General features: G+C 62.0%; 25 protein-coding genes and 1 riboswitch. Of the genes, 17 read left to right on the top strand and 8 right to left on the bottom strand.

Annotated elements, in window-relative coordinates; all coding sequences use genetic code 11:
- The first annotated feature begins 154 nt into the window (after positions 1–154).
- Positions 155–1,327 (top strand): 23S rRNA (adenine(2503)-C(2))-methyltransferase RlmN, encoded by a 1,173-nt coding sequence (gene rlmN, locus HY17_RS07735; protein ID WP_034765355.1) that lies wholly within the window; start codon positions 155–157, stop codon positions 1,325–1,327.
- Between the two features lie 36 nt (positions 1,328–1,363).
- On the opposite strand, the gene HY17_RS07730 is transcribed toward rlmN, so the two are convergent.
- A complete protein-coding gene (locus HY17_RS07730; RefSeq protein ID WP_034765444.1) occupies positions 1,364–1,900 on the bottom strand; it encodes a PadR family transcriptional regulator in 537 nt (178 codons plus the stop codon).
- Between the two features lie 242 nt (positions 1,901–2,142).
- On the opposite strand from HY17_RS07730, the gene HY17_RS07725 reads away from it, so the two are divergent.
- From HY17_RS07725 to HY17_RS07700, 6 genes are all read left to right on the top strand, one after another.
- Positions 2,143–2,901, top strand: coding sequence for a phosphodiester glycosidase family protein (locus HY17_RS07725; protein ID WP_034765352.1), 759 nt, complete (start codon positions 2,143–2,145; stop codon positions 2,899–2,901).
- Between the two features lie 103 nt (positions 2,902–3,004).
- A complete protein-coding gene (locus tag HY17_RS07720) occupies positions 3,005–3,358 on the top strand; it encodes an ArsC/Spx/MgsR family protein (RefSeq protein WP_034765350.1) in 354 nt (117 codons plus the stop codon).
- Between the two features lie 5 nt (positions 3,359–3,363).
- Positions 3,364–3,846, top strand: coding sequence for a GNAT family N-acetyltransferase (locus tag HY17_RS07715; protein ID WP_034765439.1), 483 nt, complete (start codon positions 3,364–3,366; stop codon positions 3,844–3,846).
- Positions 3,847–4,006: 160 nt separating this feature from the next.
- Positions 4,007–4,765: an SDR family oxidoreductase gene (locus HY17_RS07710; protein WP_034765347.1), complete on the top strand. Its 759-nt coding sequence runs from the start codon at positions 4,007–4,009 to the stop codon at positions 4,763–4,765.
- A gap of 147 nt (positions 4,766–4,912) precedes the next feature.
- Positions 4,913–5,308 carry a hypothetical protein gene (locus HY17_RS07705; RefSeq protein WP_065383164.1) on the top strand — a complete coding sequence of 132 codons (396 nt, stop codon included), beginning with the start codon at positions 4,913–4,915 and terminating at the stop codon, positions 5,306–5,308.
- Between the two features lie 10 nt (positions 5,309–5,318).
- The gene (locus tag HY17_RS07700) at positions 5,319–5,687 is read left to right on the top strand and encodes an MmcQ/YjbR family DNA-binding protein (protein ID WP_034765341.1); all 369 of its coding nucleotides are present in this window, start codon (positions 5,319–5,321) and stop codon (positions 5,685–5,687) included.
- A gap of 3 nt (positions 5,688–5,690) precedes the next feature.
- On the opposite strand, the gene HY17_RS07695 is transcribed toward HY17_RS07700, so the two are convergent.
- Entirely contained in the window at positions 5,691–6,497 is an 807-nt protein-coding gene (locus HY17_RS07695; protein WP_051599821.1) for a hypothetical protein, read from the bottom strand.
- A gap of 156 nt (positions 6,498–6,653) precedes the next feature.
- Here HY17_RS07695 and HY17_RS07690 point away from each other — a divergent pair, with 156 nt between their 5' ends.
- Positions 6,654–7,652, top strand: a complete 999-nt coding sequence (locus tag HY17_RS07690; RefSeq protein WP_051599820.1) for a hypothetical protein — start codon at positions 6,654–6,656, stop codon at positions 7,650–7,652.
- Positions 7,653–7,696: 44 nt separating this feature from the next.
- Here the strand turns inward: HY17_RS07690 and HY17_RS07685 are convergent, their stop codons facing one another.
- On the bottom strand, positions 7,697–8,506 hold the full coding sequence (locus tag HY17_RS07685; RefSeq protein ID WP_051599819.1) for an arylamine N-acetyltransferase: 810 nt from the start codon (positions 8,504–8,506) through the stop codon (positions 7,697–7,699).
- Between the two features lie 96 nt (positions 8,507–8,602).
- Positions 8,603–8,728, top strand: a riboswitch (TPP riboswitch).
- Here HY17_RS07685 and HY17_RS07680 point away from each other — a divergent pair.
- From HY17_RS07680 to HY17_RS07665, 4 genes are all read left to right on the top strand, one after another.
- Positions 8,695–9,453 (top strand): hypothetical protein, encoded by a 759-nt coding sequence (locus HY17_RS07680; protein ID WP_158531462.1) that lies wholly within the window; start codon positions 8,695–8,697, stop codon positions 9,451–9,453. Its footprint overlaps the riboswitch before it by 34 nt.
- Positions 9,450–9,884, top strand: a complete 435-nt coding sequence (locus HY17_RS07675; protein WP_034765336.1) for a DUF1801 domain-containing protein — start codon at positions 9,450–9,452, stop codon at positions 9,882–9,884. The genes HY17_RS07680 and HY17_RS07675 overlap by 4 nt, the downstream gene beginning before the upstream one ends.
- Positions 9,881–11,848: a phosphomethylpyrimidine synthase ThiC gene (gene thiC, locus HY17_RS07670; RefSeq protein ID WP_034765334.1), complete on the top strand. Its 1,968-nt coding sequence runs from the start codon at positions 9,881–9,883 to the stop codon at positions 11,846–11,848. Before HY17_RS07675 ends, thiC begins: the two co-directional genes overlap by 4 nt.
- Positions 11,849–12,015: 167 nt before the next feature.
- Positions 12,016–12,240, top strand: a complete 225-nt coding sequence (locus HY17_RS07665) for a SlyX family protein (protein WP_034765332.1) — start codon at positions 12,016–12,018, stop codon at positions 12,238–12,240.
- A gap of 25 nt (positions 12,241–12,265) precedes the next feature.
- Here the strand turns inward: HY17_RS07665 and HY17_RS07660 are convergent, their stop codons facing one another.
- Positions 12,266–12,769 carry a nuclear transport factor 2 family protein gene (locus tag HY17_RS07660; RefSeq protein ID WP_139068773.1) on the bottom strand — a complete coding sequence of 168 codons (504 nt, stop codon included), beginning with the start codon at positions 12,767–12,769 and terminating at the stop codon, positions 12,266–12,268.
- A gap of 164 nt (positions 12,770–12,933) precedes the next feature.
- Here HY17_RS07660 and HY17_RS07655 point away from each other — a divergent pair, with 164 nt between their 5' ends.
- Genes HY17_RS07655 through HY17_RS07645 form a run of 3 tightly spaced genes read left to right on the top strand, consistent with a single transcriptional unit; the run spans position 12,934 to position 15,330 of the window.
- Positions 12,934–13,368: a phage tail protein gene (locus HY17_RS07655; protein ID WP_034765327.1), complete on the top strand. Its 435-nt coding sequence runs from the start codon at positions 12,934–12,936 to the stop codon at positions 13,366–13,368.
- A gap of 3 nt (positions 13,369–13,371) precedes the next feature.
- Positions 13,372–13,857, top strand: a complete 486-nt coding sequence (locus HY17_RS07650) for a nuclear transport factor 2 family protein (protein ID WP_034765322.1) — start codon at positions 13,372–13,374, stop codon at positions 13,855–13,857.
- Positions 13,858–13,911: 54 nt separating this feature from the next.
- Positions 13,912–15,330, top strand: coding sequence for a hypothetical protein (locus tag HY17_RS07645; protein ID WP_034765319.1), 1,419 nt, complete (start codon positions 13,912–13,914; stop codon positions 15,328–15,330).
- Here the strand turns inward: HY17_RS07645 and HY17_RS07640 are convergent.
- Positions 15,327–15,656: a YkgJ family cysteine cluster protein gene (locus HY17_RS07640; RefSeq protein WP_034765317.1), complete on the bottom strand. Its 330-nt coding sequence runs from the start codon at positions 15,654–15,656 to the stop codon at positions 15,327–15,329. The two genes, HY17_RS07645 and HY17_RS07640, sit on opposite strands and share 4 nt — an antisense overlap.
- Positions 15,657–15,867: 211 nt before the next feature.
- On the opposite strand from HY17_RS07640, the gene HY17_RS07635 reads away from it, so the two are divergent.
- Complete coding sequence (locus tag HY17_RS07635) at positions 15,868–16,347, top strand: DUF4262 domain-containing protein (protein WP_034765315.1); 480 nt, start codon at positions 15,868–15,870, stop codon at positions 16,345–16,347.
- On the opposite strand, the gene HY17_RS07630 is transcribed toward HY17_RS07635, so the two are convergent.
- The 3 genes from HY17_RS07630 to HY17_RS07620 all read right to left on the bottom strand — a co-directional run bounded on the left by HY17_RS07630 (position 16,348) and on the right by HY17_RS07620 (position 17,514).
- Positions 16,348–16,584 (bottom strand): YdcH family protein, encoded by a 237-nt coding sequence (locus tag HY17_RS07630; RefSeq protein WP_034765314.1) that lies wholly within the window; start codon positions 16,582–16,584, stop codon positions 16,348–16,350. It abuts the gene before it with no gap.
- A 120-nt stretch (positions 16,585–16,704) separates the two neighbouring features.
- Positions 16,705–16,941, bottom strand: coding sequence for a YdcH family protein (locus HY17_RS07625; RefSeq protein WP_034765311.1), 237 nt, complete (start codon positions 16,939–16,941; stop codon positions 16,705–16,707).
- 90 nt (positions 16,942–17,031) lie between these two features.
- Entirely contained in the window at positions 17,032–17,514 is a 483-nt protein-coding gene (locus HY17_RS07620) for a DUF3617 family protein (protein ID WP_034765308.1), read from the bottom strand.
- A 166-nt stretch (positions 17,515–17,680) separates the two neighbouring features.
- Here HY17_RS07620 and HY17_RS07615 point away from each other — a divergent pair, with 166 nt between their 5' ends.
- On the top strand, positions 17,681–18,427 hold the full coding sequence (locus HY17_RS07615) for an electron transfer flavoprotein subunit beta/FixA family protein (protein ID WP_034765306.1): 747 nt from the start codon (positions 17,681–17,683) through the stop codon (positions 18,425–18,427).
- Position 18,428 lies beyond the last annotated feature (1 nt).

The raw sequence follows: 18,428 nt of genomic DNA, 5'->3' as shown, positions 1-18,428 counted from the left end.
TGGATCAGCCCACTTTTCGGGACGCGTATCAACGCGCGGCGGAGACATATGTTCCGCTCGTGGCTTTTTGAGGGCGATCGGATGAACCCCTTGTGAACCAAAGCTGTACTGGTGGTTTCCGCCTGTCACCCAACCGTGATATAGGCCCCGCGAAATGAAGATCGAACTGGACCTCTCCCGCCGCCCTGACGCGGTCCCTGCTGCCCCGTCTTCTCTGGCCGGGCTGAGCCTGCCTGCGCTGAAGGCGGAGATGGAGGCCATGGGCGTCGATCCGAGGAAATCGGGCATGCGCGCCAAGCAGCTGCGCCGCTGGATTCATCATTTCGGCACGCAGGACTTCGCCGACATGACCGATGTGGCAAAGGAACTGCGCGCCCAGCTGGCGGAACGCTACATCCTCAACCGCCCGGAAATCGCCGATCATCAGGTCTCGCGCGACGGCACACAGAAATGGCTGACCCGGTTCGGCCCCGGCATCGAAGGCGAAAGCGTCTTTATCCCGGATGTCGGCAAGGCGGGGGCGCTCTGTGTCTCCAGCCAGGTCGGCTGCACGCTGAACTGCACCTTCTGTCATACCGGTACGCAGAAACTGGTCCGCAACCTGACGGCTCAGGAGATCGTTGCGCAGGTGCTGATCGCGCGCGACGAGCTCGGCGAATGGCCGACCTCGACCGAGAACCGCCGCCTGACCAATATCGTGTTCATGGGCATGGGCGAGCCGCTCTACAATCTCGACAATGTCGCCGAGGCGATCGACACGATTTCCGATGGTGACGGCATCGCCATTGGCCGCCGCCGCATCACGGTGTCGACCGCAGGCGTGGCGCCGAAGATCCCGGAACTGGGCCACCGCACCAATGCCGCGCTCGCCATTTCGCTGCACGCGACGAATGATGACCTGCGCAACGAGATCGTGCCGATTAACCGCAAATACGATTTGCAGACCCTGTTCGACGCGATCCGCGCCTATCCGGACCTCAGCAATTCGAAACGTGTGACGTTTGAATATGTCATGCTGAAAGGCGTCAACGACACGCTGGCTGAGGCGCGTGACCTTGTCCGCCTGCTGAAGGGTGTTCCGGCGAAGATCAATCTCATCCCGTTCAATCCGTGGCCGGGCAGCCCGTATGAATGCTCCGACTGGGAGACGATCGAGGAATTTGCCGAAGTGCTGAACCGGGCCGGTTATGCCAGCCCGATCCGTACGCCGCGCGGCCGTGACATCCTTGCGGCCTGCGGCCAGTTGCGCTCTGAAAGCGTCAAGAAATCCGCCGCGGAAAAACGCCGCGAAGCGCTCGCGGCCGAGGCTGGCGACGCCGAGGCGTAAGAGACCGGGAAGCTTTCACCTCCCGGCCCGTTCCGATCATTCTTCGTCCAGCTTGCTGATACGCTCCTGCGCTTCGGTCAGGATGTCTGCAACGGCCTTGCGGCGGTCCAGATCCTCCGGGTGCGCCCGAACGGCTTCGCGCACGGCATGGCGCAGACGCCACATGGCCCCGCGCACGTCCAGCGGGTCTTCCGGCCGGTCGCTGTCCAGCAGGTCCGCCAGCCTCAGTTCGATCCGTGCCAACGTCGCGGCTTCGGCTTCGAGTTCGGCTTCGCCTTGCTCAGTCAGCCTGAATGACCGGCGCGATCCGTCTGCCTCGGCATGCACCCAGCCCAGATCCAGCAATGCTTCCAGCGCCGGATAGATGACGCCGGGGCTCGGCACATAGGCGCCGCCCGTGCGGGCTTCGACCTCGCGGATGATTTCATAGCCGTGGCGCGGCTCTTCCGAGATCAGTTTCAGGATCAGGAGGCGGAGATCGCCATGGTCGAGCGGGCGGCGGCGACCACGGCCACCGCCGGGGCCTCTCCCCTGCCCGCGTCCGAATCCGCGTCCACCTCGTCCCTGGCGCATGCCCCATCCCTTTCGGTCATTACAGCCGCCAACACAGTCTTCGCCCTGGTCGACAAAAATGTGCACGCCGGCACCGCGATTTGAATGTCTGTTTCGATATCTCATTTTGTGTCCTTTCGATATATCTGATCGGAATATAATTTAGATATATCGAAAATACAAGATATAGATATATCGAAAAATTTGAGACGGGCTGATAACGGGCTCTGGAAGGCGTTCAGGAGGATGGATAGGTTGCGCTCATGCGCACCTGGTCGATCTTCCTCTTGCTGATCCTGCTTCCCGCCTGCCGGGAGGAGACGGTGCAAGCCTGCGAGGCGATCCGGTTCGAGGACCAGCCCTTCACAGTCTGCCAATTTGCGGCGGACGATCCGGGCCTTGCCCTGTTCCACACCCATTCCGATGGCGCGCCGTTTGCGGACTTCGACCGTCTGGCGGACGCCGTCACAGTCGATGGCGGAGACCTCGTCTTCGCGATGAACGCCGGCATGTACCATGAGGACCGCCGCCCGGTCGGGCTCTATGTCGAGGACGGCCAGCAGAGCGCCCGCCTCATCAGCAATGCCGGGCCCGGCAATTTCGGCCTGCTGCCGAACGGCGTGTTCTGGGTGGATACCGAAGGCCACGCGCATGTGACCGAGACTCTGGCTTATGAAGCCCTTTCCCCCGGCGCGCGCTTCGCCACACAATCCGGCCCGATGCTGGTGATCGATGGCGCGCTGCATCCGGCCTTCAATCCGGGCGGCACCAGCCGCAAGCGCCGCAACGGAGTCGGCCTCAGCGCCGATGGCGACACGCTCTGGTTCGCGATCAGCGACGCGCCGGTGAACTTCGACACATTCGCCCGTCTCTTCCGCGACCGGCTCGGCACGCCCGACGCGCTCTATCTCGATGGCGTGGTTTCCCGGCTCTATGCGCCATCTCTCGGACGGGATGATGGCGGCACCGATATGGGTCCGATCGTCGCGATTGTGCGCAGCCCTGCCCGGAACGCGCGCTGATCTGAAAAAACACTGTCGGGTGCTGCACCGCAGCGCGTTTGGCTGCTTGTGCCTACTCGCCTTTGGGGATAGGGACTCGCCTCTTTCTAACCGGAGAGAGAGCATGCCCGGATCGGCGGTCGTCCTCTATGGACTCAAGAATTGCGACACCTGCCGCAAAGCGAAACGCGAACTTGAAGCTGCCGGCAGCAAGGTAAAATTTGTCGACATCCGTGACGAGGCCGACCTGTCTGCAAAGCTGCCGGTCTGGCTGAAGGCCGCGCCGGACAAGCTGGTCAACAAGAGCTCCGCCACCTGGCGCAGCCTGTCCAATGCCGAAAAGGCAAAGGCCGGCACGAACGGCGAAAAGGCCCTGCTCTCCAAGCATCCGACCCTGATCAAGCGCCCGGTCATCGAAAATGGCAGCGCCGTGCATGTCGGCTGGGGCAAGGACGTGCAGGCCACCCTGCTCGGCTGATGATTATGAGTATCACGATCCGGCAGGCCGATTACAGCGATCCCGCGGACGCCGCCGCACTGGTCGACATGCTGGACGCCTATGCGCGGGACCCGATGGGCGGCGGCAAACCGCTAAGCGCGCATACGCGCGACCATCTCGCCGCCGAACTGGCGACGCGGCCACACGCGGTGAGCTTCCTCGCTTTTGACGATGGCGCGCCAGCCGGTGTGCTGAATGCGTTCGAGGGCTTCTCTACCTTTGCCTGCAAGCCGTTGCTGAACGTGCACGATATTGCCGTCCATGCCGACCACCGCGGCAAGGGAATCGGCAGGATGCTGCTGGATGCCGTCGAGGCCGAAGCGCGCCGGCGCGGCTGCTGCAAACTCACGCTCGAAGTCCTCTCCGGAAACACCCGCGCCCGCAGCGTGTACGAAGCCGCCGGCTATGCGGCTTACGAACTCGACCCGGAAAAGGGCCAGGCGATGTTCCTTGAGAAGCCGCTCTAGTTTTTCTGTACACTGAATTACAGAGCGCCGCCGGAAGCACGATCCGTCTTGTCCAATCACTTTTATTGTGAACGCATAACCGTCCCGGCGCCCCTTCCAGACGGCGGGTCTCGGCCTATCTACCTGCGACGGGACCAACCCGCGGATGAGGAGAGAGATCATGAAAACTTCAGGCAATACAATTCTGATGACGGGCGGCGGATCGGGCATCGGCCGGGAGCTCGCCCGGGAATTTCATGCCCTCGGCAATACAGTAATCGTCGCAGGCCGCACCGCCAAAACCCTCGACGAAACCATTGCCGGACGCAGCGGCATGCACGCGCGCACGCTGGATGTTCAGGACGCCGCCGATATCGCCCGCTTCGCAAAGGAGCTGACCCGCGATTTCCCGGCGCTCAACGTGCTGTTCAACAATGCCGGCATCATGGCGAAGGAAGACTGGCTGGCCGACCCGGTGGATCTCTCCGTCGCAGAGGCCACCATTGTGACCAACATTCTCGGCCCGATCCGGCTAACCGCTGCCCTACTCCCGCACCTCAGGGCTCAAGCGACCGCGCGGGTCGTCAATGTCACGTCGGGCCTGGCCTTCGTGCCGCTCGCCCATACACCTGCCTACAGTGCCTCGAAAGCCGCCATGCATGCCTGGACGCAGTCGCTGCGCTACCAGCTGCGCGAGACGGCCGTCGAAGTGATCGAGCTTGCGCCGCCGGGTGTCCAGACGGGCCTCACGCCCGGCCAGTCAACGCGTGAAGGCTATATGCCGCTGAAGGATTTCATCGCCGAAACGATGGAAAGTTTCGGCATCGAAGACACGCCCGCGGAAGTCTGCGTCCAGCGCGCCAAGCTCCTGCGCGGCGCCGAAGCCGGGGGCAATTTCGACCAGGTCTTCAAGATGCTGAACGATTCCTATCAGGGCTGACGCTCCTTATTCCCGCCGGAGTGCCGGGCACCCGGCGGGGCAACCCGTTTCCAACCGGGCGTCGCAACAAATCTTCCATCTGGCCAAGGCGGTCCCTCCGGACATATAGTTCGTGATCTTTCGACTGATCAGTTCCGGGGGGAAATGATGAAACGACGCACACTCGCAGCCTTTGGCCTGCTTGCCGGCGCGCTCGCTGCATGTGGTGACCATTCGGTCATCGATGATGCCAAGGATGCCTATTTGGCGGAATGTCCGGGCCAGTCGCTTGGCAGGATCGTCAATGGCTATTTCATCAATGACTTTGACGCCAAGACTTTGTGGACCGCCTATCGCACCGACGATCCGGACACGGTACGCGTCACGGCAGAAGGGGAGATCCTCTATGTCGGCGTCAACACGGCCGCCACGCTAGAAGTTCTCTACAACGAGGCGCGAGATGAACTGTCGCTCTCAGGAGTGAAGTTCGGCGGCAAGGACCAGCCCCGCCCCTTCGCCGAAGCGCTCGTCTCAAACATGTGCGACAAGGCCAAAGGCCTCTGACCCGCTCTCGATGAAACTCAAGGCCTACAACAAATTCTGCGGCAGCCTTCCCCACGCGACCAGTGTCATCCAGTGGGGCAAGGCGACGGTGTGGAAAGTAGGCGGAAAGGTTTTCGCCATCGGCCGGGAGGAAGACGGCGACATGGTCTGCTCGTTCAAGGTCTCGGAGATGAGCTTCGACATCCTGAAAGAACAGCCAGGCTGCCGGGGCGCGCCGCATCTGGCGTCACGCGGCATGAAGTGGATCCAGCGCTACAGCGCGGATACACTTTCCGACGATGATCTTAAGGCCTATCTTGAAGGCTCTTACCAGCTGGTCGCCGCCGGCCTCACAAAAAAGCTCCAGCGGGAACTCGGGTTCCTCAAGGACGGCAAATAGACCTCAGCGCCGGCGGCGCGGATTGAGGTAAAGGTCTGCCTCCTGATGATCCAGCTCGCGCACGGCCCGGCCGCGACCGATCATTTCCACCTCGTGCGAGACGTGCCGGCGTACGGCGCCGTTGAAACGCAACATGGTGCAGAACATCTGCAGCACAGATTCCAGCGCCGCATAGGAATGTGCCGCGTCGAGCTTCACCATCCAACTGCCGCCAAGATTGATGATCCGGTGGTCCAGCGAACCGATCTTGCGGTTCTTGTCGTCATAGAGCGTGTAGTCGGCCCCGATGCCGATGACGTTCCGGCGCAATCGATAGAAGCGAGGACCTCGGGACGTCTCGATAAAGAAGGAGAATTTCTCAGGGAACAGCGGCCATTTCTGTGCGGACCGTTCCAGCTGGATCAGTTGTTTCGACCGTGACAGGTTGAGCGAAAAGGCGCTGACCGGCACGCCGCGCGCGCCGATGGAGAGCTGCAGCGAGCGGCCCATCATCAGTTCCATCGTGCCGCGCCAGTGCATGTTCTCTGAGAACAGCTTGATCACCAAGCGGCGCTTCATGTCTTTGCCTTCCTTCCACAATTCCTTGCGGTAGGCGACGATGCCGGAGCGTTTTCCGTCTTCGCGGATCTGGCCGATGATTTCCATATCCTTGGTGAACTGGTCAGACTCCGCCTCATGCTGGGTATGCTTCATGATCCCGATTTCGGTCAGGTTCAGGTCTGTCAGCCACAGATCGACCTTGAAACGTTGCCATTTGGTTGGCTTCGTCTCGGTCTTTGGGGCAGCAGCAAGGGCAGCATCGAAGGCCATGGGCGGATCTCCCGTCCGGGTGTTCAGAGTCTGCCACCAGACATGGACCAATCGGGTCGACAGAAGGTTAATGGAACTGCGGCGGCTGTTAATCACGGCGCAGGTGTGCCTGCCGCCTCATCCATGCCACAAAACCCCGGACATTTCGGGGACACCATGAAGACCAGACTGATCCGCGCACTCACGCTTCTCGCCCTTGCCACTTTCGCAACCCTTGTTCCTGCAGCCGCCGAATCCGCTCGGGCCTGCCCCGCCGGGGCCGAGCAGACGCTCTACGATATGGAAATGGCCATTCGGCAGGGGACGCAGACCGACCCGGCCGCAATCCTGGAACTGGCGGAATGGGCCATCGAGACCTGCCCGGACCGACCGGATGCGCAGGCCATCGCCTCCACCCTGTCCAGCGCCGTCATGGGCACCGCCACGGACCTGGACACGCTGGAGCGCTACATCACGCTGACCCTGACCGCGATCACGCAGAACGATTATGCCTGGAAAACGAAACAGAAGCCGAGCGTGCTGAAACAGCCAGATGGCAGTGAACAGACCTATTTCGGCTACAATGCTGCGACCACATCGCTGCTGAAATACGCTGTGCCCTATATGATCCGGCTGGCGGAGGCGGGCCGTGTCCATCCGGTGATTTCGGGCACAGCCTATGCGACCTGCCCCTTTGCAGATCATGCGGACTTCCGCCTGCAGGAAGAGGCAAACCTGTGGGATCGCACGATAAAGACAAAATACGAGCATCCGGGCTTTGGCTGGGCCGGGAACCGCCTGCAGTCGCTCTATGCCGCCTGCCCCGCCCACAAGCTGGAGCTCGATTTCTACCTTGCCCGCCTCTACGGGCAGGAAGTCGAACGCCTGACCCGTTGGGAGCACGTCTATCTGGAGAACATCAATTTCGGCAATGGTGGTTGGATCTGGACCAATCCGGCCCTGCCGCAGAAGACCTTCGATGACGACAAGCAGATGCGCGCGCAGAAGGCCGAACTGGACGCCATCGCCCGCCCGCTGGCCGAAAAGGCCCGGCCTCATATCGACGTACTGTTGCGCACGCCGGAAGACCAGATCCGTATTTACAATGACCAGTTGGGCAAGGTCCGCGACTGGGACAAGGCGGTCAAAAAGCTCGCTTCCAAAGCAGCGGAATAGACGAATAGACACCAAGGTGGGGCGCACCCTGTCTGAGCTTGCCCTCAGGCTTGCGGAAACAATGCCTCGTGCCGCGCACAGATGGCGGGCCACAACGCTTCCGCTTCCGGCTCGTCGATGTCGAATTCGTCCTTCAGCACATCAACCAGCTCAGCGCCTGACTGCAGCAGGCGCCTCTCCTCTGCGCCGGATTCGAGCCGGGTGAATACTCGCCCGCGCAGACTGATATGCGCACCCCCTGTCCGCCTCTGTGCTACAAGGTTCTGCACGAACACCGACCCAGGATTGCTCTGCTGCCAGTCGCATTTGTCGGCCAGCAAGGCTTCGTCGCAACGGTCAGGGTGGAAATCGAATGAGAACGGCTTGCCCAGCGTGTACTGAACCATGCGCCAATAGCCGTTCTCCAGTGGTACGAGTTCCAGATCGAACGGCACCTGCACGTCACTGCCCGGCGTAATTACCATCGGCGCAGTCTGGCTGCCGCCGAAGCCGACATCGACCAGATAGTCCTGACCATCCAGTCGGACCACCAAGCAGAGATGATTGCCGAGTGCGCCATCGCCTGTCGCCTCCCGCATCACCCCGCCCTCGACACGCCGGACGTCAAAACCGATCTCACTGAGCACCCATCCCAGCAGGCCATTCATCTCATAGCACCAGCCACCCCGGCGCCGGGTGACCAGTTTGTCGAACACAACCTCCGGCGCCATGCTGACCGGGCGCTTCAACTGCACATCGAGATTCTCGAACGGAATGGCACGCGGGTGCAGGTGGCTTAGCGCCCGAAGGGTTTCCAGATCCGCGGCTGGCGTTCCGTCATATCCGATCCGCGCGAAATAGGCATTTAGGTGCATGGCACATGCTCATCAAAGAAGGGTTATGTCGGGACGCGCACACCTTCCGTCAATACGGCTTCGCCCTTTCCAAGTCCGGCCAGATTCACTAGGGTGGCGCCATCCGAGGGGTGTCCTGACCGGAATGAGCCGGCAGGGCTGAGACTTTACCCTTTGAACCTGATCCGGGGAATGCCGCGAAGAGCGGCGTGGCCGGCGCGAGGGACGGAGCGGAAACCATGCAGCCGGTCGGCAACATCACCATTGCTTCTGCCTTTAATGGGCCGCCCAATTCGGGCAATGGCGGCTATGCGGCCGGCGTATTGTCCCGCCTGTTCGACGCGCCGCACATCATCCGCATCTCTGCCCCCATCCCGCTCGACACGCCGCTGCCCGTGACCCGTCAGGATCAGACCCTGGTGGCTGAGCACGAGGGCCTGCCGATCCTGGCAGCGCGGCCCGGCGACGTAACGCTCACCCCGCCTGCTCCACCCTCCATTGAGGCGGCGCACAAAGCCGCCGAAACCCCGACCTATTTCGGCGCGGGCGGCGTCTCCACCTGCTTCGTCTGCGGACGGAACCGGAAGGAAGGCGAAGGCCTGCACATCCATTGCGGACGGCTTGGCGACAATCTGGAAGCCGCGGCCGTCTGGACGCCGCATGCCAATTTCGATGACGGGCATGGCCATGTCCGCCCGGAATATGTCTGGGCGGCGCTCGATTGCCCGGGCGGCTTTGCCCTGCCCGAGATCGAGACGACTTATCTATTGGGGGAGATGGTTGCGGCGCAGCACAAACCCGTCCCGACCGGCGAGCCGGTGATCATCCATGCCTGGCATGAATGGACCAAAGGACGGAAACATTTTGCCGGAACCGCCCTGCACGCCGCCGACGGCACATTGCTGGCGCAGGCCGATACGCTGTGGATCGAACTGACGCTGGAACAGGCGGGAAAGCTGGTGTCATGAAGACGGCCAGCCTCCCTGTCCCCGCCCTTCCCGCAACAGTCGGAAACGTGTTTGCCACCTATCCAGCCCCGGCGCGCAAGCTGCTGCTCGCCATCCGGGAGATGATCTACGAGACTGCCACCGCCCTGCCGGAAGCGGGCCGGATCACCGAAACCCTGAAATGGGGCGAGCCTGCTTACCTGACCAGCGCCCCGAAAAGCGGCACGACGATCCGCCTTGCCTGGTCACCGAAACGCCCCGAAACGGCGGGCATATTCGTTAATTGCCAGACCACGCTGCTAGACGAGTGGCGCAGCCTTTATAGCGGCGTGCTTGACCTTGTCGGCAATCGCGAGATCCGCCTACCGCTCGGCCAGCCGCTTCCCAAAGACCCAATCCGCCACTGCATTGCCATGGCGCTGACCTACCACCAGAGAAAGCCTGCACAATGAACAAGCCTTCCAACCAGTCCGAATTCGCCACGCCGCAGGTCACCACCGGGCCGCTGCCCGCGAGCCGCAAGGTCTACACCCACCCCCTGCCCGACCTCGCCGTGCCGCACCGCGAGATCGACCTTCACCCGAGCGCCAATGAGCCGCCGGTACCGGTCTATGACACGTCCGGTCCGTACACTGACCCGTCGGTCACCATCGACGTGGAAAAAGGTCTCGCACGCACGCGGCGTGACTGGGTACTGGAACGCGGCGGCGTCGAGGAATATGATGGCCGCGATGTAAAGCCGGAAGACAATGGTGGTGCCAGCGGCAAACACCTCGCCCGCGAATTCCCGGTGAAGCACCGCCCGCTGCGCGGCATGGCGCGAATCGAGAAGACGGAGGTCACCTCCTCCCCCTGCTCGATGGATATGGATCCGCCACTGAATGACCGCGGCCAGCCCCTCGTCACCCAGTATGAATACGCCAAGGCCGGCATCGTCACCAAGGAAATGATCTATGTAGCGACGCGCGAGAACCTTGGCCGCCGCGCCGCCGTCGAGGGCGCCGCAGAGCGGATCGAACAAGGCGAAAGCTTCGGCGCGCACATTCCGGAATACATCACGCCGGAATTCGTGCGGGACGAGATCGCCGCCGGGCGCGCCATCATCCCGGCCAACATAAACCACGCCGAACTGGAACCGCAGATCATCGGCCGTAACTTCCTTGTGAAGATCAATGCCAATATCGGCAACTCCGCCGTCGCCTCCTCTGTTGAGGAAGAAGTCGACAAGATGGTGTGGGCGATCCGCTGGGGCGCGGATAACGTCATGGATCTCTCCACAGGCCGCAACATCCACAACACGCGCGAATGGATCATCCGCAATTCGCCGGTGCCCATCGGCACGGTACCGATCTATCAGGCGCTGGAAAAAGTGAACGGCGTCGCCGAAGACCTTACCTGGGAAGTCTTCCGCGACACACTGATCGAACAGGCCGAACAGGGCGTCGACTATTTCACTATCCATGCCGGCGTGCGCCTCGCCTATATCCACCTGACCGCGGACCGCGTCTGCGGCATCGTCAGCCGTGGTGGCTCGATCATGGCGAAATGGATGCTGGCCCACCACACGGAAAGCTTCCTCTACACGCATTTCGAAGAAATCTGCGACATCATGCGCGCCTATGACGTCTCGTTCAGCCTCGGCGATGGCCTACGCCCCGGCGCGATTGCGGACGCCAATGACGCCGCCCAGTTCGCAGAGCTGGAAACGCTCGGGGAACTGACGAAGATCGCCTGGGCCAAAGGTTGCCAGGTGATGATCGAAGGGCCCGGCCATGTACCGATGCATAAAATCAAGGTGAACATGGAGAAGCAGCTGCACGAATGCGGCGAGGCCCCCTTCTACACGCTGGGGCCGCTCACCACGGATATTGCTCCGGGATACGACCACATTACGTCCGGCATCGGCGCGGCAATGATCGGCTGGTATGGTACGGCGATGCTCTGCTATGTGACGCCCAAGGAGCATCTGGGCCTGCCGGACCGGGACGATGTGAAAGTCGGCGTCGTCACCTACCGCCTCGCCGCCCACGCGGCAGACCTCGCCAAGGGCCACCCTGCCGCGCAGGTGCGCGACGACGCGCTCTCAAGGGCAAGGTTCGAATTCCGCTGGGAAGACCAGTTCAACCTGTCGCTCGACCCCGAAACCGCCCGTGACTTCCACGACCAGACTCTTCCCAAGGAAGCCCACAAAGTCGCCCACTTCTGCTCCATGTGCGGCCCCAAATTCTGCAGCATGAAGATCACCGCCGAAGTCCGCGAATACGCCGCTGGCATGTCCGACAACGAACGCGCCGACCTCGAGAATCAAGCCGCCGCCGCAAGAGCGGGCATGGCGGAAAAGAGCAAGGAGTTCATGGACAAAGGCGGAGAGATTTATCTCTCGGAGAACGGTGAGAAACGCAAGGCGATTGACTAGCAAGCTTAGCAACTGTTATCCCCCGCACATTGCTGATTTTGCGGGTCAAGGGCGTTTCGCGTGCGGAGGGTTTCATCCTTGACCCACAAAATAAGATCTGACACCCGCAACGTTTCAACGTTTCGAGGCCATTGCGTCGCTCCACCAGCAGCGCTAATCCCTCCATCATGACTGACAGCACTTCACCGGACTCTGCTCGCCTCGACGAGCTTGAAATGCGTGTGGTCCATCAGGACCAGACGATTGAGGATCTGAACGCGGCCATCACGGCGCAATGGAAGCTGATCGACCGGCTGGAGCGTCAGGTCGCGCGGCTGGGCGAACGGGTCGCCGAAACCGAACAGGCAGTGAGCGAAGCGGCCCCGGCGAACTCGCCCCCGCCGCATTACTAGACCTTTCTACCGCCGCCCGAAGGGACTAGTCCACCGGGCCGTCGTTCCAGCTGTCCCATTGCATCTTCCAGACGCCGTCTTCGAGCGTCCAGAGAATCACGGCCTTGCCGCCGCCGATGGTTGTGCCGTCCGGCGCGAACAGGGTGACGTGGGTGCGCTCGGCGATATGGCCCTCGCCCACCGGCACGGCCTCGACCGTCTGGAGGTCCACCGATCCGACCGCAGCACGGGCCGCCGTCCAATAGGCGCCAATCGCCTCGGCGCCCACCTGGTCCGGCGCGTCGGGCGGCACGATGCGGCCATCGATCGTGTAGAGATCCGAGGCGAGTTCCATCGTCTCGCCCGCCGCAAACAGCCGCTCGAAATCGTCATTGCGGACCTCGACAATGGCGCGGGCCTCTTCCGCCATCATTGCGGTCGGCGGCGACACGTCGGCCACTGGCACGGACGCCGCCCTTTCGTCGACCACAACGCAGCCCGCCAGCGTCATGGCGGCGGCGCCCAATAGTCCCAATTTAAAGATTGTCATTTTCTCGTCCTCCCTGATCCTTGGAATCGACTGTCCGCGCGAAGCCGCGCCAAGTCAAACATTTCGGTCTTTGAAGTTCGCGCCCGGCTCCGCTGCGCACCGTCTGCCCTTGCCTCCCCGGCCCCAGGGTCTAGGGTCGTCCGTACAAAAAGGGAGGACACGCGATGGTTCGGAAACTTGCGATCACGGCAGCGCTCACCGGCGCGCTCATGGCGGCGGCGCCTGCGGCGCATGCCGGGCCGGATGAGTATCTCGGCGAGATCATCACGGTCGGGTTCAACTTCTGTCCGAGGGGGACGCTGGAGGCGGATGGGCGGCTGCTGCAGATCAGCGAGAACACCGCCCTCTTCTCTCTCCTCGGCACCCAGTATGGCGGAGACGGCCGGACGACCTTCGCCTTGCCGGACCTGCGGGGGCGCACCATCATCGGCGCCGGCCAGGGCCCGGGCCTTCCGAACTATGCGATTGGCCAGAAAGGCACCAGCGGGGCCCTGCCTGACAATAACAGGAACAGCGCCCACGCCAGCGACGACCCGCAGCCTTATCTCGCCCTGAAGCAATGCATCGTGGCGCAAGGCATTTATCCGTCGAGGAACTAAATCATGAAACGCGCCTTCAGGTCCGCCAGCCTCGCCGCCCTCTTCACCCTTTGCGCCGCGTCCCTGCCCGCCCTCGCCAGCGAGCAGGACTGGTCCGCCGACCAGCAGGCCATTGCCGACCTTCTCTCCAACGGGCCGATGGGAATCGAAACGGATTTCGAGGCGTGGGCGTCAGAGTATCACGACGACTGGACGGTCTGGTTTGCCGGTCAGGCCGAACCCCGCGCCAAGATCCCGCACATGCAACTCGTGCGGGACTATATCGACGGCGGCGCCCGAGTCGTCAGCTATGAGGCCGAATTCGCTGATATTGCAGTGCTCGGCGACACGGCGCTTGCCCGCTTCAATGCCACCGAAGCCCTGATGGAAGCCGACGGCACGCCGCGGACGGTGCGCTATGCCGGGACGGACTATCTCGTGCGCGTGGATGGGGCATGGAAAGTGCGCGCCACAACGGTCGCATTCCTGCCGGAAGACGCAGAGGAATAGACACCCGCCCGCAAAACAATTTGCACGCTGGGCGATCCCCTGTATCTCAACCTTATGGGACATTTCAGAAAACTCGCCGCCTGCGCGGCCATTGCCGCTGGTGGGCTGTCTGTGCCTGCCATCGCTCAGACTTGCCCGACGGGCGACGCGCTCTACGCCGCGTTCGAGAAGGACTATTCCAGCTCCAACGACACGCGCGCCCGCGCGATCCTCTACTGGCAGGACACCGGCGCCAGCGCGGTCGATCATCTCGGCAAGATCTACACCTCGCTCAGCGAATGCCGCAAAGGCCTCTGCAATACGGGCGGGGAAGACTTCCCCGAAGTCGCCGCTTACAAGCAATATTACAGCGACACATTCAAACTCGAGAACGGCTATTCCGACAAGCAGCCGGTCTATGCCGGTTTCGACGCGCCGCCGCCCGCCATGCTGAAATGGGCGGAACAGCGCCTTGGCTGCACGACCGGGCCGACGCGGGCAGAGCGCAACGCGCCTCCGCCCGCTCCAGCCCCTGTCCCGGCTCCGCAAATCATGGCGGCCGCGCCGCCGTCGCCGCAACCTGTTTCGCAGCAATCCATGGCGCCCCCCGCTCCTGTCTCCGCCTGCAATCTCACGCCGGAACAGCTGGAAAACCCGCAGGCATTCTCCGACAGGGACAACACACTCGCCGTGATCGCGTGGTGGGCCCTGAAGGGCAAACAGGAACTTCCCATGATCACGCGCCGCGTGGGTACTGACTGGGGCGCCCAAGCCTTCGGCCCATGGACCCGCACGTCCAAGAAAGTCAGGCAAGGCGAAACGAACGAGTATGGCGTCGCCTATGACAAGAAGATGGAGCGAGCCATCAAGAAGTACAAACCGCTACCGCTGGACCGTGTGCCGGAATATCCGCCACACGACGCGATGGTGGCAGCCATTACGCTTTACGGAGACTGTTTCGGCGAACGCAGCGCGGGTATCGACTTCGAAGAGATCGGCCTGGTGCGCGGTGACTTCACGGCCGAATTCTGCAACTCGGCCGCCGCCAGCCCGGACGTTGAACACTATGGTACGGCGGATTGGGCGACCAATCGCTGGGGCAAGGCCCAGCTGGAGTTCCGGTACGACAAGGCTTGCGGGTACGTCCCCGCCGTGGCGTATGAATTCGCTTTGAATGACAATGAGGCCGGCGCCGAAGCCGCCGAGTTTGCGCGCGCTGTCGCGGAAGAAAAACGACGCCAGTACGAGGCCGCCGTTCGCGGCAACAAAATGTTCCAGAAAGCCTATGAGGACGGCGCGGAAGCACGCGCCGCCATTGCCGCAGAAAAGCGCGCCAAACAGGCTGCAGAGCAACGGGATCGCCAGCAGGCTGCCGATGCGGCCTATAACAACATGATCAACCAGTCGCAGAACCAGATACCAAATGCTCCGCCTTCAAACCGCCGCGACTGCTACGATCAGGGCGACGGCACGGAGAAATGTTTCTACGACTAGGCTGGCGCCCCTTCCCGGTCCCTCACATTGGCGCCCATAATGCCGTTGGCGCGGCGGGCCTTGATGCATTCGAAGCTGCCCGCCCGGAAAGCCCGGCACGCTTCTGGCCGGGCTTCATAGACCTGGCAGACCGCCTTCCCGTTCGACAGGTCGAGGTGGACGCAATGACCGCAATCGAACTTTACATAGGTGCGGCCGTCTTCGGTAAAGAGGCTCTCAGGGGGCAGGTTGCGGGAAGTGTCCCAGGGCAAAAGCTGCAGATAACGCGGATTCCTGCTGAAACAGCAGGCGCCGCAGGACACGCAGTCAAACGACGGATTGGACATGTGAGGTGCAGAATGGCTCCAGCCACCCGTTTGTGCCTGTCGCAGCGGTCGGCGGCGGCGCGCGATTTACGCCGGAACCGCGTTTCCGGCAAGCGGGATTTTTCGGAGCCGCCTCCTCCCCTGCCCACATGAACTTCCTGTCATGCTTAAATCTCCGTCATCTGAAGATTAACAGCTTGACCCGAGGCCCGGCACAGCGCGTCATTCAGACATGGCGGGCGGTATCGTGATCGAGGAAGAAAAGCGGATCCTGGGCAGCATTGAAGCCCATGGCTGGTATGCCGTTCATCGCTACGACCCGGAACTGGAGACCCCGAACTACACGTACACGGTCGGCTTTTCGCAGACGCTGAACGCGCCGGAGTTCATTGTTTTCGGTCTGCACCGCGACGTGATGTACGACATGCTGGCCAATGTGTACGACCAGATCAAGACAGGCCGGAAACTGGAAGACAATCAGGTCTGGAAAGGCCTGCACGAGGATTTCGATTGCGTGGCGCGCAAAGTCTCCCACGCCGATGCGTTTGAGAAATACGCTGTGCTGGCCGACTGGCTATGGGCACGCAACGGACAGGGCGGGCATCCGGCACTGGTGCAGATCGTCTGGCCCGGCCTGCTGGACGGGCTTTTTCCCTGGGACAAGGGATGCCGCGATACGGTGAAGGAAGCGCAGCCGAAGCTGTGGCGCTGATCAGGCGTTCAGACGGGCAAACAGGGTTTGACGTAATGCATCGCGCTGGCGGCGCAGCTGGGCCATGTAGGCCCGGCAAGCCGGCTCGATGCCGCATTCGATATCCTGCAATTCCGCGGTGACGGCCTCATAGGCCTCGGCCAGGCGGACAAAATCCTCCGCCTCGGATTCCAGTTCCAGAATACGGTCGATAGCGTCCGGAAAGTCTCCGACGAGACCATGGGGCAATTGGGTCATCGGGCACCTCCTCCCGGGTTAGCTACGTCCTTTACACTGCCGTTTCTGACAGATGGACACTCGCCGCCCCATTCGGGATTCTACCTAAACCCGTGCACCATGGCCTTCGCCGGAAAGGCCTCAGGCCTTGAGCATGGCGTAGAGTTCGTCCTTCAGAGCCATACGCTGCTTGCGCAGCTCGGTCTGGTGCTCGTCGCTGGCAGGCTCCACGTCCGTTTCGATGCGGTGAATCTGGCGGTTCAGCTCGTGATACTCATCGGCAAGCTTCGCAAAATGCGCATCGCTGGTTTTCAGCGCATGGATCTTGTCGGCAAGATCCGGGAATTCTGCAGAAAGTTCGTGGGGCGTGTTCGACATGGATGTCCTCCGTTAAAATGCCGCGTCTTATTGCCATGTCAGACCGGCTGGCGAAATTGCCAATTGCGGATTCTACGTAGACGCTGCGCTCTAGGGGCCCGCGGCCAGATCGTCCGGCAGGCAGGCGCCGACCAGGCGGCCCTTTATCGTCACGCGCTGGGAGGCCACCGGGCCTGGGCTGCGCAAGGTGAACCGCTGCAGGAATTCGGTGGGCCGCGTTGGATCGACCTGAAGGATCCCGGTCCCGGTCAGCAGGCCCTCGGGGAATGTGCAAGCCACATCGAATGCTTCTCCGTAAGGATCTGCATGGACATTCGAAACGTAGCAGCGCTCATCGATGAAAGTGTCAGGCCGAATGCGGCGGGCTTCCTCCCCTTCCAGGCAGGCCGCCCCGCCAAAAGGCTCAGTCCAGGTATCCAGAAGCGTGCCGGTCCCCGGATCCTGCAGGCTGGTCTCAATTTCGGTGTTCACCGCATAAAGGCCGGGATCCAGCGCAGAGATGCCTTCTGCAGCCACCACGAGGGGCGACGCAAAGGCAAAAAGTAGGCTCAGGAGCAGTCCGGATCGCGTCATTGGGGTATCATATTGCAGGAATCGCACCGCATAAGGCCAGAAATCACTTATTTTTGCGCGCCAAATTGACACTTACGTCAACGTCAAACTTGCGAAAGCTTTTCAGTGCCTGTAGGCAACGCCCATCTATTAAGTCCAATCCCTCGAAACGTGTGGAGCGCTGCTCATGAAGGTCCTCGTGCCCGTCAAACGCGTGATCGATTACAACGTGAAAGTCCGCGTCAAGCCGGACAAGACCGGGGTCGATCTCGCCAATGTGAAGATGTCGATGAACCCGTTCGACGAAATTTCCGTCGAAGAGGCTGTCCGCCTGAAAGAAGCCGGCACCGCCACGGAAGTCGTCATTGTTTCCATCGGTCCGCAACAGGCACAGGAAACCATCCGGACGGCTCTCGCCATGGGCGGTGACCGCGGCATCCTGATCAAGACCGACGAAACGGTTGAGCCGCTGGGCGTTGCCAAGCTGCTGGCCAAAGTGGTCGAGGAAGAAAAGCCCGATCTCGTGATCGTCGGCAAGCAGGCGATCGACGACGATTCCAACCAGACCGGCCAGATGCTGGCCGCCCTGCTCGACTGGCCGCAAGGCACCTTCGCCTACAAGCTGGAAAAGGACGGCGATGCGCTGACCGTGACCCGCGAAGTCGATGGCGGCCTTCAAACCGTGAAACTGGCCCTGCCGGCCGTTGTGACGGTTGACCTGCGCCTCAACGAGCCGCGTTACGCTTCCCTGCCGAACATCATGAAGGCAAAGAAGAAGCCGATCGACGAGAAGGCTCCGGCCGACTATGGCGTCGATATTGCGCCGCGCCTGACGGTCGTGCAGGTCACCGAACCGCCGGTACGCCAGGCGGGTGAAAAGGTCGAGGATGTCGCCACCCTCGTGTCGAAACTGAAAACCGCAGGAGTCGTCTGAT

The organism is Hyphomonas sp. CY54-11-8 (assembly GCF_000682735.1).
Taxonomy (GTDB): domain Bacteria; phylum Pseudomonadota; class Alphaproteobacteria; order Caulobacterales; family Hyphomonadaceae; genus Hyphomonas.
This window is presented reverse-complemented; position numbering and strand designations above follow the sequence as displayed.